Annotated in this window: 15 protein-coding genes and 1 tRNA gene; 9 read left to right on the forward strand and 7 right to left on the reverse strand. The window is 72.7% G+C overall.

All coding sequences use genetic code 11. The features are described 5' to 3' along the window. Positions 1–13 precede the first annotated feature (13 nt). Both ACFFIC_RS24655 and ACFFIC_RS24660 read right to left on the reverse strand, forming a co-directional pair. Positions 14–98: transfer RNA gene (locus ACFFIC_RS24655), tRNA-Leu, on the reverse strand. Positions 99–176: 78 nt separating this feature from the next. Next, on the reverse strand, positions 177–1,577 hold the full coding sequence (locus ACFFIC_RS24660) for an NAD(P)H-hydrate dehydratase (RefSeq protein ID WP_377055740.1): 1,401 nt from the start codon (positions 1,575–1,577) through the stop codon (positions 177–179). Positions 1,578–1,731: 154 nt separating this feature from the next. On the opposite strand from ACFFIC_RS24660, the gene ACFFIC_RS24665 reads away from it, so the two are divergent. Genes ACFFIC_RS24665 through parA form a run of 3 tightly spaced genes read left to right on the forward strand, consistent with a single transcriptional unit; the run spans position 1,732 to position 4,215 of the window. Further along, positions 1,732–3,033, forward strand: a complete 1,302-nt coding sequence (locus tag ACFFIC_RS24665) for a sulfite oxidase (RefSeq protein WP_377055362.1) — start codon at positions 1,732–1,734, stop codon at positions 3,031–3,033. Beyond that, positions 3,030–3,533 (forward strand): hypothetical protein, encoded by a 504-nt coding sequence (locus tag ACFFIC_RS24670; protein ID WP_377055364.1) that lies wholly within the window; start codon positions 3,030–3,032, stop codon positions 3,531–3,533. Before ACFFIC_RS24665 ends, ACFFIC_RS24670 begins: the two co-directional genes overlap by 4 nt. A 58-nt stretch (positions 3,534–3,591) precedes the next feature. After that, a complete protein-coding gene (gene parA, locus ACFFIC_RS24675) occupies positions 3,592–4,215 on the forward strand; it encodes a ParA family partition ATPase (protein ID WP_377055366.1) in 624 nt (207 codons plus the stop codon). Positions 4,216–4,219: 4 nt separating this feature from the next. On the opposite strand, the gene ACFFIC_RS24680 is transcribed toward parA, so the two are convergent. Continuing rightward, the gene (locus tag ACFFIC_RS24680; RefSeq protein WP_377055368.1) at positions 4,220–5,128 is read right to left on the reverse strand and encodes a DMT family transporter; all 909 of its coding nucleotides are present in this window, start codon (positions 5,126–5,128) and stop codon (positions 4,220–4,222) included. Positions 5,129–5,286: 158 nt separating this feature from the next. On the opposite strand from ACFFIC_RS24680, the gene ACFFIC_RS24685 reads away from it, so the two are divergent. Genes ACFFIC_RS24685 through metC form a run of 4 tightly spaced genes read left to right on the forward strand, consistent with a single transcriptional unit; the run spans position 5,287 to position 8,736 of the window. Further along, positions 5,287–5,964 carry an NUDIX domain-containing protein gene (locus ACFFIC_RS24685; protein ID WP_377055370.1) on the forward strand — a complete coding sequence of 226 codons (678 nt, stop codon included), beginning with the start codon at positions 5,287–5,289 and terminating at the stop codon, positions 5,962–5,964. Further along, complete coding sequence (locus ACFFIC_RS24690) at positions 5,961–6,692, forward strand: alanyl-tRNA editing protein (protein ID WP_456306967.1); 732 nt, start codon at positions 5,961–5,963, stop codon at positions 6,690–6,692. Before ACFFIC_RS24685 ends, ACFFIC_RS24690 begins: the two co-directional genes overlap by 4 nt. Further along, positions 6,689–7,543 carry a sulfurtransferase gene (locus ACFFIC_RS24695; RefSeq protein WP_377055372.1) on the forward strand — a complete coding sequence of 285 codons (855 nt, stop codon included), beginning with the start codon at positions 6,689–6,691 and terminating at the stop codon, positions 7,541–7,543. The genes ACFFIC_RS24690 and ACFFIC_RS24695 overlap by 4 nt, the downstream gene beginning before the upstream one ends. Further along, the gene (gene metC / locus ACFFIC_RS24700) at positions 7,543–8,736 is read left to right on the forward strand and encodes a cystathionine beta-lyase (RefSeq protein WP_377055374.1); all 1,194 of its coding nucleotides are present in this window, start codon (positions 7,543–7,545) and stop codon (positions 8,734–8,736) included. The genes ACFFIC_RS24695 and metC overlap by 1 nt, the downstream gene beginning before the upstream one ends. 18 nt (positions 8,737–8,754) lie before the next feature. Here the strand turns inward: metC and ACFFIC_RS24705 are convergent, their stop codons facing one another. The 3 genes from ACFFIC_RS24705 to ACFFIC_RS24715 form a co-directional block, all read right to left on the reverse strand. Further along, a complete protein-coding gene (locus ACFFIC_RS24705; RefSeq protein WP_377055376.1) occupies positions 8,755–10,116 on the reverse strand; it encodes an NTP/NDP exchange transporter in 1,362 nt (453 codons plus the stop codon). Further along, positions 10,106–11,017, reverse strand: coding sequence for an aldo/keto reductase (locus tag ACFFIC_RS24710; protein ID WP_377055378.1), 912 nt, complete (start codon positions 11,015–11,017; stop codon positions 10,106–10,108). The genes ACFFIC_RS24705 and ACFFIC_RS24710 overlap by 11 nt, the downstream gene beginning before the upstream one ends. A 121-nt stretch (positions 11,018–11,138) precedes the next feature. After that, on the reverse strand, positions 11,139–11,630 hold the full coding sequence (locus tag ACFFIC_RS24715; protein WP_377055380.1) for a Fur family transcriptional regulator: 492 nt from the start codon (positions 11,628–11,630) through the stop codon (positions 11,139–11,141). 59 nt (positions 11,631–11,689) lie between these two features. On the opposite strand from ACFFIC_RS24715, the gene hisI reads away from it, so the two are divergent. Next, positions 11,690–12,163, forward strand: coding sequence for a phosphoribosyl-AMP cyclohydrolase (gene hisI, locus ACFFIC_RS24720; RefSeq protein ID WP_377055382.1), 474 nt, complete (start codon positions 11,690–11,692; stop codon positions 12,161–12,163). A 76-nt stretch (positions 12,164–12,239) separates the two neighbouring features. Next, on the forward strand, positions 12,240–12,905 hold the full coding sequence (locus tag ACFFIC_RS24725; protein WP_377055384.1) for a GOLPH3/VPS74 family protein: 666 nt from the start codon (positions 12,240–12,242) through the stop codon (positions 12,903–12,905). A 4-nt stretch (positions 12,906–12,909) separates the two neighbouring features. Here ACFFIC_RS24725 and ACFFIC_RS24730 read toward each other — a convergent pair whose 3' ends face one another. Further along, on the reverse strand, positions 12,910–13,140 hold the full coding sequence (locus tag ACFFIC_RS24730) for a PQ-loop domain-containing transporter (RefSeq protein ID WP_377055386.1): 231 nt from the start codon (positions 13,138–13,140) through the stop codon (positions 12,910–12,912). Positions 13,141–13,250 lie beyond the last annotated feature (110 nt).

Raw genomic sequence — 13,250 nt, forward strand, 5'->3', positions numbered from 1 at the left:
GCGCCAGGCTGCTTGGTGCGGGCGGAGGGATTTGAACCCCCACGGCTTGCGCCACTGGAACCTAAATCCAGCGTGTCTGCCAATTCCACCACGCCCGCCTAGCGGCGGCACCGAAGTGCGCGGCCTTAGCGCACCCGGGCCGGCTTTCCAAGCGCCACCCCGACCGGCCCGCCCGATCAGGCGCCGCCGGTGGTCCCCATCGCGGCCCGAAGCGCCGCCGGAAGCCCCGCCAACACGTCCTCCGCCACCACGCCCGGGCCCTGGGGCGCCGCGGCGCCCTGGAGCCAGACGGCGGCGCAGGCTGCCTCGAAGGGTGCCATTCCCTGGGCCAACAGGCCGCCCAGCGTGCCCGCCAGCACATCCCCGGTTCCCGCCGTGGCCAGGCTGGGCGGCGCATTGTGGTTGATGGCGGCCCGGCCGTCCGGTGCCGCGATCACCGTGTCCGGCCCCTTGAGCACGACCACCACCCCCGTCCTCCAGGCCGCGGCGCGGGCCGCGGCAACCCGGTCCGGCCCGATCTCCCCGAAGATGCGGGTGAACTCCCCGGCATGGGGCGTCAGCACGGCCGCGCCCCGCAGCGCGTCCGGCTGCCCCGCGGAGGCCGCCAGCGCGCCGGCGTCCACCACGATGCTGCGCCCGGCCCAGATCGCGGCGTCCAGAAGGCGGCGGGTCTCCCCATCCGGTGCCAGGCCGGGGCCGATCACCCAGGCATTGCGCCTTCCATCGGCCAGCAACGCCTTCGCCGGAGGGTCGGCCACGATGATGCCCGGTTCCCCCGAGGCAAAGACCCGCGCCGCCTCCGGCGAGGTCGCCGCCAGCGTCACCAGCCCCGCCCCCGCCCGCCGCGCGGCCGAGGCCGCCAGCCGCGCCGCCCCGGGCATCGCGCCGCCCGCCACCACGACATGCCCCCGCCGGTACTTGTGCGCGTCCGCCTCCGGGGCGGGCAGGCGCCACAGGCCGGGGGCGTTGCGGAAGCTCCGCGGCTCTTCCCCCGCCAGCCCCCGGGCGAGCGCCTCCACCGGCAGCCCGATATCGGCCAGCACAAGCTCGCCGCAGAGCGCCCGGCCCGGCAGCAGCAGATGGCCTGGCTTGAGGCGGGCAAAGGTGACGGTGACGGCCGCCGCCGCCACATCCCCCAGCGCTTCGCCGCTCAACCCATCCAGCCCGCTCGGCACGTCCACCGCCAGCACCGGCCCGCCGGCCGCGCGCAGCACCGCCGCGGCCCCGGGCGCGAGCGGCCGCGCCGGGGCGGCGCCCAGCAGCGCGTCGATCACCAGCCCGGCCCGCGCGGCCTCCTCCGGCGCGAAGGGCACCACGGGCCCGGCCCAGCGCCCGGCCGCATCGGCGGCGGGCCCACCGGGCCCGGGCGGCGCCATGGCGGCCACCGCCACGGGCCAACCCGCCTCGTGCAGGCGCCGCGCGGCCACGTAGCCATCCCCGCCGTTGTTGCCCGGCCCGGCCAGCACCAGCACCCGGCAGGGCCGGAACCGCGCGGCGGCCGCCCGCGCCACGGCCCGCCCCGCCGCCTCCATCAGTTGTTCCACCGGCACGGCGGAGGCGGCATCGGCCCGCGCCATCTGCGCGGGGGTGAGCAGGTCGATCGGCCAGACGGCTCCTGCTGCGCGCGGCCCGCCATGGGGGATATCATTCTCCCTGCTTGCGGGATGGCGCATGAAACAGTCTCCTGTGGCAGGACGAACGCGGCGGAGACCGCCATCGGGAAGGGAAGTCATGGCACGTGAACGCGCGTTGCACGAACTCTATGCCGAGGACCCGGAGCGGGCCGACGCCCTGGCCTTCGGCCGGCGCGGCGCCCTGAAGGGCCCCGCCCTCGCGGCCATGGGAGCGGCACTGGGTGCCACGATCCCCTTCTCCGCGAAGATGCCGGCGGGCCTCCTGCCCGCCGCGCTGGCCCAGCCCGCGGGGGCCGCGCCGTTGCTGCGCATGGACGGCAAGGCGCCCCTCCTGCTGCTGGGCGAGCGCCCGCTCGTCGCCGAAACGCCCGAGGCCATGCTGGACGACGACGTCACCCCCGTGGACAAGTTCTTCGTCCGCAACAACGGCCAGGTCCCCGAGCGCTTCGCGGGCGACCCGAAGTCCTGGCGCTTCCGCCTGGACGGTGAGGTCGACACCCCCCTCGACCTCACCCTCGGCGAGATGGAAAGCCGCTTCGAGGTCGTGACGCTGCGCCTGCAGATGGAATGCGGCGGCAATGGCCGCTCCGCCTTCGTGCCGGAAACGCGCGGCAACCAGTGGGGCAACGGCGCCATCTCCCACGGCGAATGGACGGGGGTGCGCCTGCGGGACGTGATCCGCGCCGCCGGCCCCAGGGAGGGCGCGCGCTTCACGGCCCATTTCGGCGCCGACCCGCACCTGTCGGGCGACACGTCGCGGCAGGCGATCAACCGCGGCATGCCCGTGGCCAAGGCCATGGAGGACACCACCCTCATCGCCTTCCGCCTGAACGGCCAGCCGATTCCCCAGCTTCATGGCTACCCCCTGCGCATGGTCACCCCAGGCTGGCCCGGCAGCCTTTCCCAGAAATGGCTCACCCGCGTCATGCTGCGCGCCACCCCGCATGACGGCCCGGGCATGGGCGGCACCTCCTACCGCCTGCCGGTGCGCCCGATCGTGCCGGGCAGTTCCACCAACGGCGCCGACTTCCAGGACATGACCTCCATGCCCGTGCGCGGGCTGCTCACCAGCATCGCCCATGGCACCCGCATGCCTGCCGGCACCCGGCAGATCCCGCTGCGCGGCCAGGCCTGGGCGGGGGACAGGACCGTGCGCGCCGTGGACGTGTCCACCGATTTCGGCGCGAGCTGGACCGCCATGCAGGTCGGTGCCCCGCCCAACCGCCATGCCTGGCAGCGCTGGCAGGGCACGGTGGCGCTTCCCTCGGACGGCTATTTCGAGATCTGGACCCGCGCCACGGACAGCGAGGGGCGGATGCAGCCCCACGCCGCCGCCAACTGGAACCCGCAGGGCTACGGCGCCAACGCCATGGCCCGCACGGCGATCCTGGTGGGATGAGCCTCCTTCCGCTCGAAAAGGCGGCGCTGGGGGCGATCTGCGCCCTCGGCCTGCTTGTGCTCGCGACCGACATTCCCTCCCGCCGGGCGCCGCATGCCCCGGCGGCCCCGCCGCCCACGCCCATGGCGCTGGCCACCGCCGCCGCCGAGGCCCGCGCTGCCGCCGGGCGGGAGGAGGCCGCCCGCGCCACGGTCGCCGGGCGGGAGGAGGAAGCCCGGCTGGCCGCCGTGCAGAACCCTCCCGAAACCGCCGAAGCCCTTCCCCCGGGCCATGGCCGCGAGGAGGTCTTCGCCCGCTGCACCGCCTGCCACAGCACCGCGATCATCCGCCGCAGCGGCCTCCAGCCCGCCGCCTGGGACGAGCTGATGGACTGGATGACGGAAAAGCACGGCATGCCGCCGCTGGAAGGGCCGGACCGCGCGCTGGTCGTGGACTACCTCGCCCGCAGCTTCCCGCCGCGCCGTGCGCCGCGCGGGGGCGCGAACCCTTTCCTGAACTGAACGAAGCCCGCCCCGCCGATCCGCGCTACTGTGACAGCGAATCGGCAGGAGGCGGGGCATGGCCTTCGTTGTGGCAGTGGCGCAGCGCAAGGGCGGGGCGGGCAAGTCCACCGTCGCCGCCAACCTGGCCGTGGCCCTCGCCGCGGCCGGGCTGAAGGCCGCGCTGCTCGACACCGACCCCCAGGGCACCCTCACCCGCTGGCATGGCCTGCGCGGCGATGCGGCGGCGGAGCTGAACTTCGGCAGCCCCTCCGGCTGGCGGGTGCCCCAGGCCGTGGACAAGCTGCGCCGCGCCATGGACTTCATCGTGCTGGACACGCCGCCCCACGCGGACACGGACAGCCGCGTCGCCATGCGCTCGGCCGACCTCGTGCTCATCCCCCTCCAGCCCTCGGTCGCCGATCTCTGGGCCATGGAGGGCACACTGGAGGTGGCGGCGGCGGAGAAGAAATCCGTGGCCCTGATGCTGAACCGCGTGCCCGCCCAGGGCCGCGCCGCGCAGGAGGTGGCGGCGACGCTGGCCGAGCGGAAGCTTCCGCTGCTGCCCTCCTCCTTCGGCAACCGCACCGCCTTCGCCGCGGCCTTCGCCGAGGGGCTCGGCGTGGTGGAGCAGGCCCCGCGCAGCCAGGCCACCACCGAGGCGCGGGCCCTGGCCGAGGCGATCCGGCGCGAGGCCGCCTGAGCCCCTAGCGCGCCTCCGCCACGTCCGACCGCCAGAGCGCGAGCCCCGCCCCCACCAGCACCAGGAACCCCGCCAGGTCCCAGCCATCCGGGATCTCCTCCCAGAGCACGACGCCCAGCGCCGTGGTCCAGAGAATGGCGGAATACTCGAAGGGCGCGACCAGCGTGGTGTCCGCCGCGCGGTAGGCCGCCGTCATGAGAAGCTGCGCCACCACGGAAACGAGGCCGACCACCGCCAGCATCCCCCACTGCCAGGGCGTGGGCCAGATCCAGCCGGGCACCGCCGCGGCGCCGGCAACCAGCGCGGCCCCGATCGCGAACCACAGCACGATGGTGATGCCGGACTCGCCGGCCTGCCCCATGCGGCGGATGGATACCATCGCGCAGGCCCAGCCGAAGGCGCCGAGCAGCACCGCCGCCACCGCCCCCAGGTGCAGCGGCCCGCCCCCGCCGGGCTGGAGCATGAGCAGCACGCCCCCAAACCCCGCCAGCACCACCGCCACCCGCGTCCAGGCCACGCGCTCCCCCATCACCAGCACCGAGAGCGCGACGAGAAAAAGCGGCATGGTGAAGTTCAGCGCCGTCACCGTCGCCAGCGGCAGCAGGGCATAGCCTAAGAAGGAGCCGTACATCCCGAGCAGCCCGCCCAGCAGGCGCTCCAGGTGGCGGCGGGGATGGCGCGTCCGCAGCGCCCCGCGCAGGCCGCCCGGGGCCGTCGCCTGCGCCATGGCCAGCAGAACCGGAAGCGGCAGGAGATTGCGGAAGAACACCAGCTCGGACAGCGGCACCGCCCCTTGCAGGGCCTTCACCGCGGCCGCGGCCAGGGCGAAAAGCCCGGCCGAACCGGTGACGCAGACGATCGCCCGGACCCGCGCGGCGCGCTGGCCGGGCGGCGGGGCTGGCAGGCTGTTCATGAACCCTGGGGTGCTTCGTGCGACGGGAAGCGCATTCTCCCCTCCTGCCCCCGCGCCGCAACCCCCGAGCGTCCGGTCCGCGCGGCGGATCGTGACGGGGCGGCGGATTTGATGAACCGCCGTTCCGCTGTAGCCTTTAGCTGCATGACAGAGCCCGCATGACACAGCCCGACGGCGCGCCCGTCCCGTCCCCGGTGCCGGCGGCCCGCCCGGCCAACGCCCCGCCCATCCCGCCCCACCCCCTCTTCCTCCCCGAGGCGGACGAGGTGGTCTGGGCCGGGCGGTTTCCCGTGCAGCGCGTGCGCTTCCGCTTCCGCCGGCGGGACGGCACCCTTTCCGGCCCCCTCACCTGGGAGCTGATGCGGCGCGGCCAGGGCACGGTGATCCTGCCCTGGGATCCCGTGACCGACCGCATCGCCCTGATCGAGCAGTTCCGCCTGCCCGCCCTGGCCGCCGGGGAGGAGCCGCGCATGACGGAATTGCCCGCGGGCTTCGTGGAGGCCGGCGAGGACCCCACCGAAACCGCCCGGCGCGAGCTGGCTGAGGAAACCGGCCTCGCCTGCACCCGCCTTGAGCCGATGGGCGCCTTCCTGCTGATGCAGGGCGCGTCCGACGAGCGCGTGCACTTCCAGCTTGCCCAGGTGTCGCTGGAGGCCGGCCCTGGCGAGATCGGCGGCCTCGCCTCCGAGAACGAGGAAACGGCCGTGATCGTGGTGGAGGCCGCCGAGGCCTTCGCCATGGTCGCCACCAACCGGATCCGCAACGCCCCCGCCGCCCTTGCCCTGCTCTGGTTGCAGGTGAACCACGCCCGCCTCAGGGCGGAATGGACGAGATGATGCAGACACAAGCTTTGTTCCGCGACGACGCTTACGCCGCCTCCACCCAGGCCACGGTTCAGGAATCCTCCGAGGCCGGGGTGATCCTGGACCGCAGCGTCTTCTATCCCCGCGCCGGCGGCCAACCCGGGGACACCGGCACCCTGGTGTGGGAAGGCGGCGAGATGGCCGTGGCCGACACGGTGAAATCCCCGGACGGCTCCCCCCTGCACGTCCCGGCCCCAGGGGCGCCGGTCCCGCCCCCCGGCACCAAGGTGGAGGCCCGGCTCGACTGGACCCGCCGCCACCGGCACATGCGGATGCACACCACGCTCCACCTGCTCTGCGCGGCCATGCCCGGCATCTACGCCACCGGCAACCAGATCGGCGCCGAGAAGTCCCGCCTCGATTTCGACCTGCCGGATCCCCCCACCAAGGAATGGGTGACGGAGCGGCTCAACGAACTGATCGCCGGCGACCACCCGATCGGCGAGCGGTGGATCACCGAGGCCGAGCTGGACGCCAATCCCGGCCTCGTCCGCACCCTCTCCGTCCAGCCCCCGCGCGGCGCCGGGCAGGTCCGGCTGGTGCGGATCGGCACGGAGGAGGCGATGGTCGACCTCCAGCCCTGCGGCGGCACCCATGTGCGCCGCACCGGCGAGATCGGCCGCGTGGAGGTGCTGAAGATGGAAAGCAAGGGCAAGCAGAACCGGCGCATCCACATCGTGCTGGCGGAGGACGCGAAGTGAACGACATCGTCTCGACCGAATGGCTGGCCGCCGAACTCGGCCACCCCGACCTCGTGGTGCTGGACTGCACCCTGTTCCTGCCCAACGAGCCCGGCGACAAGTTCGAGGGCTTCCGCGCCGCCCACATCCCCGGCGCCCGCCTCTTCGACATCGACCTCTTCGCCGATCCCGACAGCGACCTGCCGCACATGGTCCCCACCCCCGCGCGCTTCGCCAAGCTCGCGGGCGCGCTCGGCATCTCCAACGGCAGCCGCGTCGTCTTCTACGACCAGCACGGGCTGCGCGCCTCCGCCCGCGGCTGGTGGCTCATGCGGCTGATGGGCCATGAGAACGCCTTCGTGCTGGATGGCGGCCTGCCCAAGTGGAAGCGCGAGGGCCACCCGGTCGAGCACGGCGAGGCCGGCCCGGCCCCCGCCGCCACCTTCGTCCCCGACTTCCGCGCCGACCGCCTGCGCGGAATCGGCGACATCAAGCGCATCGTGCGGCAAGGGGGCGGCGAGGCGCTGATCCTCGATGCCCGCGCGGCTGGCCGCTTCGACGGCACCGCGCCCGAACCCCGCGCTGGCCTGCCCTCCGGCCACATGCCCGGCGCCGCCAACATCGCCTTCACCGAACTGCTGACGCCCGACGGCACCATGCTGCCGCCCGACGCGCTCCGCGCCCGCTTCGAGCGGGCCGGCGCCGACGGCGAGCGCCCGGTCATCCTCTCCTGCGGCTCGGGCGTCACCGCCTGCGTGCTGGCCCTCGGCCTCGTCCGCGCCGGCCTGCCGGAGGGCGCCGTCTATGACGGGTCCTGGACCGAATGGGCGCTGCGCGCCGAAACCCCCAAGAGCACCAAGGACCCCGCCTGATGGCCGATCCCACCGACAAGCAGCTCGGCTTCGCCACCCGCATGTCCCACCACGGGCGCGCGGGCGCGAAGGCGCACGGCTTCGTCAACCCGCCCGTCCATCGCGGGTCCACCGTGCTCTTCCCGGATTGCGAGAGCCGGAAGTCCGCCGCCAAGCAGCGCTACGAACAGGTGCTGACCTACGGCACGGCCGGCGGGCCCACCCACCACATGCTGGAGGACATGATCGCCGAGATCGAGGGCGGCACCCGCGCGCTCATCGTCGGCACCGGCCTCGCGGCCGTCATGGTCCCGCTGCTCGCCTACCTGAAGGCCGGCGACCACTGCCTCATCCCGGACAGCGTCTACGGCCCCGCCCGCAACCTCGCGGACGGGCTGATGAAGGGCTGGGGCATCGAGACCACCTATTACGACCCCAACGTGGACGAGGCGGGGATGCGAGCGCTGATCCGCCCGAACACCAAGGTCGTCTATACGGAAAGCCCGGGCAGCCACACCTTCGAGGTGCAGGACATCCCGGCCATCGCCCGCGCCGCCCATGCGGCCGGCGCCAAGGTGCTGATGGACAACACCTGGGGCTTCTACAACTTCCAGCCTTTCGAGCACGGGGTGGACGTCTCCATCCAGGCGCTGACCAAGTACGCGGGCGGCCATTCCGACATCCTTCTCGGCAGCGTCGCCGTGAACACGCCCGAGGACTGGACGGTGGTGAAGACCGCCGCCAGCCAGCTCGGCCAGTTCGCGAGCCCCGACGACTGCTGGCTCTGCCTGCGCGGCCTGCGCACCCTGCCCGTGCGGCTGCGCCAGCAGGCCGAGGCCGGCCTGGTGGTCGCCCGCTGGCTGGAAGGCCGCCCCGAGGTGCTGCGCCTGCTGCACCCAGCGCTTCCTTCCCATCCCCAGCACGCCCTCTACGCCCGCGACTTCGCCGCGCCCTGCTCGCTCTTCGGCGTCGTCCTCCAGCCCCGCTACTCCGAGGCCGACGCGGAGGCGGTCTGCGACAACCTCGCCCTCTTCGGCATCGGCGCCTCCTGGGGCGGCTACGAGAGCCTGGCCCTCCCGACCGCGACCTCCATCACCCGCACCGCGAAGGACCCGGGCCTCGGCGGACCGGCCATCCGGATCCACATCGGGCTGGAGGAAACCGCAGACCTGATCGCCGACCTCGCCCAGGCCCTCGACCGGCTGCCCGGCTGATCCTGCGCCCCCGCCCGCTCAGGCCGGGCGGGGCGCTCCGGCGGGCTGCGGGGGGGACGCCGGCTCCGCAATCTCCGTTTCCGCACGCTCCTGCCGCCGGCCTAGCCAGTAGCTGAGCGCAAGCCACAGCACCGAAAGCGGCACCGCGACCACCGCGACCCCCGTCATCCCCAGCCCCAGCGCCGCAAGCCCCGCATAGGACCAGGACCCCACCTGGTCGCCTCCGCGATAAACCACGGTGTCGATGAAGTTCTTCGCCTTGTAGCGGTCCTCCCGCGGCACGGAGGTGAACAGCACCTCCCGCGTCGGCCGGGCCAGCGCGAAGTTGCTGACCCGCCGCAGCACCTGCACCGCCACGAACACGGCGACGGTGGGGGACGCGGCGAGCGCCGCGAAGCCCGCCACGCTGAACAGCGGCAGAGCGCAGAGCGTCAGCGCAACGCCCAGCCACCCCATCAGCCGGCCCGTCAGGAAGAGCTGGAACACGAGGGTGATCACGTTCACCCAGAAGTCGATGTCGGCGAAGAAGGCCGTGCGCGCCGCGCGGCTCGGGAAGTTCGCCTCCGCGATGGTCGCCTGCTGGAAGTAAAGGAAGGTGGAGGTGACGGAGTAGAACAGGATGAAGAAGGCGATCCCCAGCAGATAGGGGGAGCGGAAGGTGTGCGTCATGCCCGCGAAGATGCCGCCCCCCACCGCCCGGTGCGGATCATCCCCCTGGACCGGTTTCGCAAAGGCATCGCTGATCCGCGACAGCCTGCGCGACGCCAGCACCGCGACCTCCAGCAGGACGATCGAGGCCAGCAGCAGCCAGTTCTGTCCGACCTGCTCCACAAAGCCCGAGGTCAGGCCCGACCCCGCGATACCGCCCAGGGTGGCGCCGGCCGCCAGAAAGCCGAACAGCCTCTTTCCCTGCTCCGCGTCGAACACGTCCACCACGAAGGACCAGAAGACCGACACGACGAACAGGTTGAAGACCGAGATCCAGATAAAGAAGGCCCGCCCGATCCAGACATGCTGCTCGGGCGTCGAGACGCTGAGCAGGACCATGAAGAGGACCAGGTTCAGCATGAAGAAGCGGTAGGCGATCGCGATGAAGCGCTCCCGCGGGAAGCGCCGCACGGCGTAGGCGAAGAGCGGGTTCACCGCCAGCATCGCCACCAGCGTGCCCGTGAACAGCCAGGGCAGGTTCCGCACCCCGCCCGCCACCCCCAGCTCGTCCCGGATCGGCCGCAGCACGTAGTAGGCCAGGAACAGCGCGAAGACGTAGAGCCAGGACCAGCCCAGCGCCCGCGCCTCCGCCGGGCGAACATCGATCATCCGGCGCAGGATGCGGAACATCCAGCCGCCCTCCTCCGCAGCGGAGGAGGCGTCAGAGGGCATCGATGTACTGCTCCATCCGCCGGCGCAGCGCCGCGTCCGGCATGCGGCCCCGCGCCGCCATGAGGTTGTCGTCCACGTAGCGGGCCTGGGCCATGCCCGGGATCGCGCAGGTCACGGCCTCATGGGAGACGATGTATTTCAGCATGACCTGGGCCCAGGTCGTGCAGTCGATCTCGGCCGCCCAGTCCGGCAGCGGCTTGCCCTGGGTGGCCCGGAACACGCTGCCCCGCCCGAAGGGCAGGTTGACGAACACCGCCATGCCCCGGTCCCGCGCCAGCGGGATGATCCGGTCGGCCGCGTTCCGGTTGTCCAGCGCATAGTCGATCTGGATCGAATCCAGCGTTTCCCGGCGCATCATGGCCTCGAAGGCCTCGTATTGCCGGTCAAAGGAGGTGGTGGCACCGAGATAACGGATGCGCCCCGCCGCCTTCAGCTCGCGCAGCGTCGCCAGCTCGTCGGCGATGTCGCGCAGGTTGTGCACGGCGATCAGGTCGATCCGGTCCGTACGCAGGTTGCGGAAGCACTGCTCGATCTGCGCCCGCCCCTGCTCCTTGTTGTCCACGGCCACCTTGGTGCAGACGAACATGGAGGGGCGGATGCTCAGGTCCGCCATCAGCCCGCCCATCACCGGCTCCGCCACCCCGTAGGTGGGCGAGGTGTCGAGCACCGTGCCGCCGAGCTGCTGGAAGCGCCGGAAGGTCTCGCGCAGCGGCGCGATGTCCTCCTCCGTCTTGGCGTCCTCGTAGCGCCTGGCGGAGCCGAGGCCGACCACCGGGATCATCTCCCCGGAGGAGGGGATCGGCTTGCGGATCAGCGCCGGCTGGGCCTGGACCCTGCCCGGAACGGCAAGGGCCGCGAGACCGGCCCCGGCGGCAAGGATGGTGCGGCGGTTGGCGTGCATGGCGTCGTCTCCCCGGGGGACGGGCCGCGGGATGCGGCCAGCGGCGTCGTGCCTTCAGCGGAGTGTGCCCATGGATCGGCGTTCCGCGAAACCGGCCGGGCAGAACTTGGTTGCGCCGCCCTCAGCCCCGCGTGCAATCCCCGCAGGTGCCCTCTACCTCCACCGTGGCGCGCAGCGGGCTGAACCCGGCGGCACGGGCGGCGGCCGTCACCGCCTGCGTCACGCTGTTGTCCGAAAGCTCCGCCGTGCGCCCGCACTTTCCGCAGATCAGGAACTGGTGGGGATGGTCGTGCTCATGCCCGTGCGGAGCCTCCATGCAGGGCAGGAAGGCGTTCAGCCGCTCGATCCGGTGGATCAGTCCCTGGGCCATCAGAAAATCCAGGGCGCGGTAAACCGTGGGCGGCGCCGCGCCCGGCCGCTCGGCCCGCAGCCGGTCCAGCAGGGCATAGGCGCCGACCGGTTGCCCGGCCTCCAGCACCATCTCCAGCACGCGGCGCCGCAGCGGCGTGAGCTGGGCGCCCCGCCGCAGGCAGGAATCCTCGGCCTCGCGCAGGGCCGCCGCCTGGCCGGGTGCGCCAGCGGTCGGGGCGGGGTGATGGTCGCCGTGGGGCATCCGGTCCTCGGTGGCGGCGCGCGGGGGACACCGGCGCCTCTGCCACCTATATAGTCGGCATGGCCAAGCCCCCCAACCATCCCCCGCCCTGTCCACCCGGGCGCCCGGCCGGCATCCCCCCCTGGCACGCCCCCTCTCCCGAGGCCCGCGCCGCCTTCACCGCCGCGCTGAAGCCCGACGGCAAGGGCCTCGTCGCCGCCATCGCCCAGGCCCATGGCACGGGGGAGGTGCTGATGCTGGCCTGGATGAACGCCGAGGCAGTGGCTGAAACCCTGCAAACCGGCCGCGTCACCTACTACAGCCGCTCCCGCCGCGCCCTCTGGCGCAAGGGCGAGACCTCCGGCCAGGTGCAGCACCTGATCGACCTGCGGCTGGACTGCGACGGCGACGCGCTGCTCGCCACGGTCCACCAGGAGGGGGTCGCCTGCCACACCGGCCGCCGCTCCTGCTTCTCCTGGGGCCTGGAGGGGCAAGCGGTTAAGCCGCTGGAACCCGTGCTCGCGGCGCCGGCAACCCTCTACGGCGCCGGCTGAGCCGCCGGCCTCGATTGACGCCATCGTGCCACCGGGGCTTCCCTGGCTCCGGTTCAAACGGAAATCGGGGTACCTCATGCCGCTCACCATGCCGGAGGAGCTGATCCTCCTGATGCTGGACGACCGGACAGGACGGCTGAACGAAACCGCCGGCCCTGCCTCCGGCTACGCCCTCGCCGGCGCGATCCTCGCGGAACTGGCGCTGCGCAACCGCATCAACACCGAGCAGGGGCGCTTCCTCGTGACGGACGCAACCCCCACGGGCGATTCGCTGCTCGACCCCGTTCTCGCCCGCATCGCCGCCGATCCCGGCGCCACGGCGGACGTGCCCCATGACAGCCGCTGGTGGATCGAAACCCTGGCGGGCGAGGCCGACGCCTTCCGCGACGCCATCTTCGCCCGGCTGGTCGCCCACGGCATCCTTCGCGCGGAGGAAGGCCGCTTCCTCTGGATCTTCCCCGAGCGCCGCTACCCGATGATCTCCGACAGGGAGGAGCGCGAGGTGAAGGCGCGCCTGGCCGGCGTGATCTTCGACGACCACGTCCCCGATCACCGGGACAGCCTGCTGATCGGCTTGGCCCGTTCCGCCGGGTTGCTGCCGCTGATCCTGGCGCCCGACGCGCTGGAGGCCGCCGAGCCGCGGATCGCCCAGGTGGCCGACATCGACGAGCTGAGCCGCTCCCTCGGCAATGCCGTGCGCGACATCTTCGTGGAGATGGCCCGCTACACGCCGGTGATGTGACGTTTCAGCCGAAGCGCAGCTTCATCGCGAGGATAGAGGCCGAGAGCATCATCGTGGCGGCATTGGCCAGGATGATGCCGTTGCTGCCGATCAGCGGCCGGTAGGCCGGCCACAGCCCGACGCCCGTGCTGAACAGCAGCAGCATGGGCATGGACAGGTCGCAGGCCGACCGGCTTCGGTGCGTCCGCAGCACCTGGGGCACGAGGGCGACGGTGGTCAGGCCCCCCCGCCACAACGCCGAGCCACTCCACACCGTCCTTTGCCCGCCTCTCCCGCGCCCCTCCGCCGGCCACTTCCAAGGGCCGCCATCCCCGCCTATGCATGAGCCCATGCGGGACATCCATG

Origin of the sequence: Muricoccus vinaceus, assembly GCF_042433125.1 — a bacterium.
GTDB lineage: Bacteria > Pseudomonadota > Alphaproteobacteria > Acetobacterales > Acetobacteraceae > Roseomonas > Roseomonas vinacea.

What these genes read in the sequence shown, in the direction of transcription:
- hisI (WP_377055382.1), top strand. Translation starts at nt 11,690, where the DNA reads ATGGCCAAGCCCCCCAACCATCCCCCGCCCTGTCCACCCGGGCGCCCG.
- ACFFIC_RS24680 (WP_377055368.1), bottom strand. Translation starts at nt 5,128, where the DNA reads ATGAACAGCCTGCCAGCCCCGCCGCCCGGCCAGCGCGCCGCGCGGGTC.
- ACFFIC_RS24715 (WP_377055380.1), bottom strand. Translation starts at nt 11,630, where the DNA reads ATGCCCCACGGCGACCATCACCCCGCCCCGACCGCTGGCGCACCCGGC.
- ACFFIC_RS24665 (WP_377055362.1), top strand. Translation starts at nt 1,732, where the DNA reads ATGGCACGTGAACGCGCGTTGCACGAACTCTATGCCGAGGACCCGGAG.
- parA (WP_377055366.1), top strand. Translation starts at nt 3,592, where the DNA reads ATGGCCTTCGTTGTGGCAGTGGCGCAGCGCAAGGGCGGGGCGGGCAAG.
- ACFFIC_RS24710 (WP_377055378.1), bottom strand. Translation starts at nt 11,017, where the DNA reads ATGCACGCCAACCGCCGCACCATCCTTGCCGCCGGGGCCGGTCTCGCG.
- ACFFIC_RS24685 (WP_377055370.1), top strand. Translation starts at nt 5,287, where the DNA reads ATGACACAGCCCGACGGCGCGCCCGTCCCGTCCCCGGTGCCGGCGGCC.
- ACFFIC_RS24660 (WP_377055740.1), bottom strand. Translation starts at nt 1,577, where the DNA reads ATGGCGCGGGCCGATGCCGCCTCCGCCGTGCCGGTGGAACAACTGATG.
- metC (WP_377055374.1), top strand. Translation starts at nt 7,543, where the DNA reads ATGGCCGATCCCACCGACAAGCAGCTCGGCTTCGCCACCCGCATGTCC.
- ACFFIC_RS24670 (WP_377055364.1), top strand. Translation starts at nt 3,030, where the DNA reads ATGAGCCTCCTTCCGCTCGAAAAGGCGGCGCTGGGGGCGATCTGCGCC.
- ACFFIC_RS24705 (WP_377055376.1), bottom strand. Translation starts at nt 10,116, where the DNA reads ATGCCCTCTGACGCCTCCTCCGCTGCGGAGGAGGGCGGCTGGATGTTC.
- ACFFIC_RS24690 (WP_456306967.1), top strand. Translation starts at nt 5,961, where the DNA reads ATGATGCAGACACAAGCTTTGTTCCGCGACGACGCTTACGCCGCCTCC.
- ACFFIC_RS24725 (WP_377055384.1), top strand. Translation starts at nt 12,240, where the DNA reads ATGCCGCTCACCATGCCGGAGGAGCTGATCCTCCTGATGCTGGACGAC.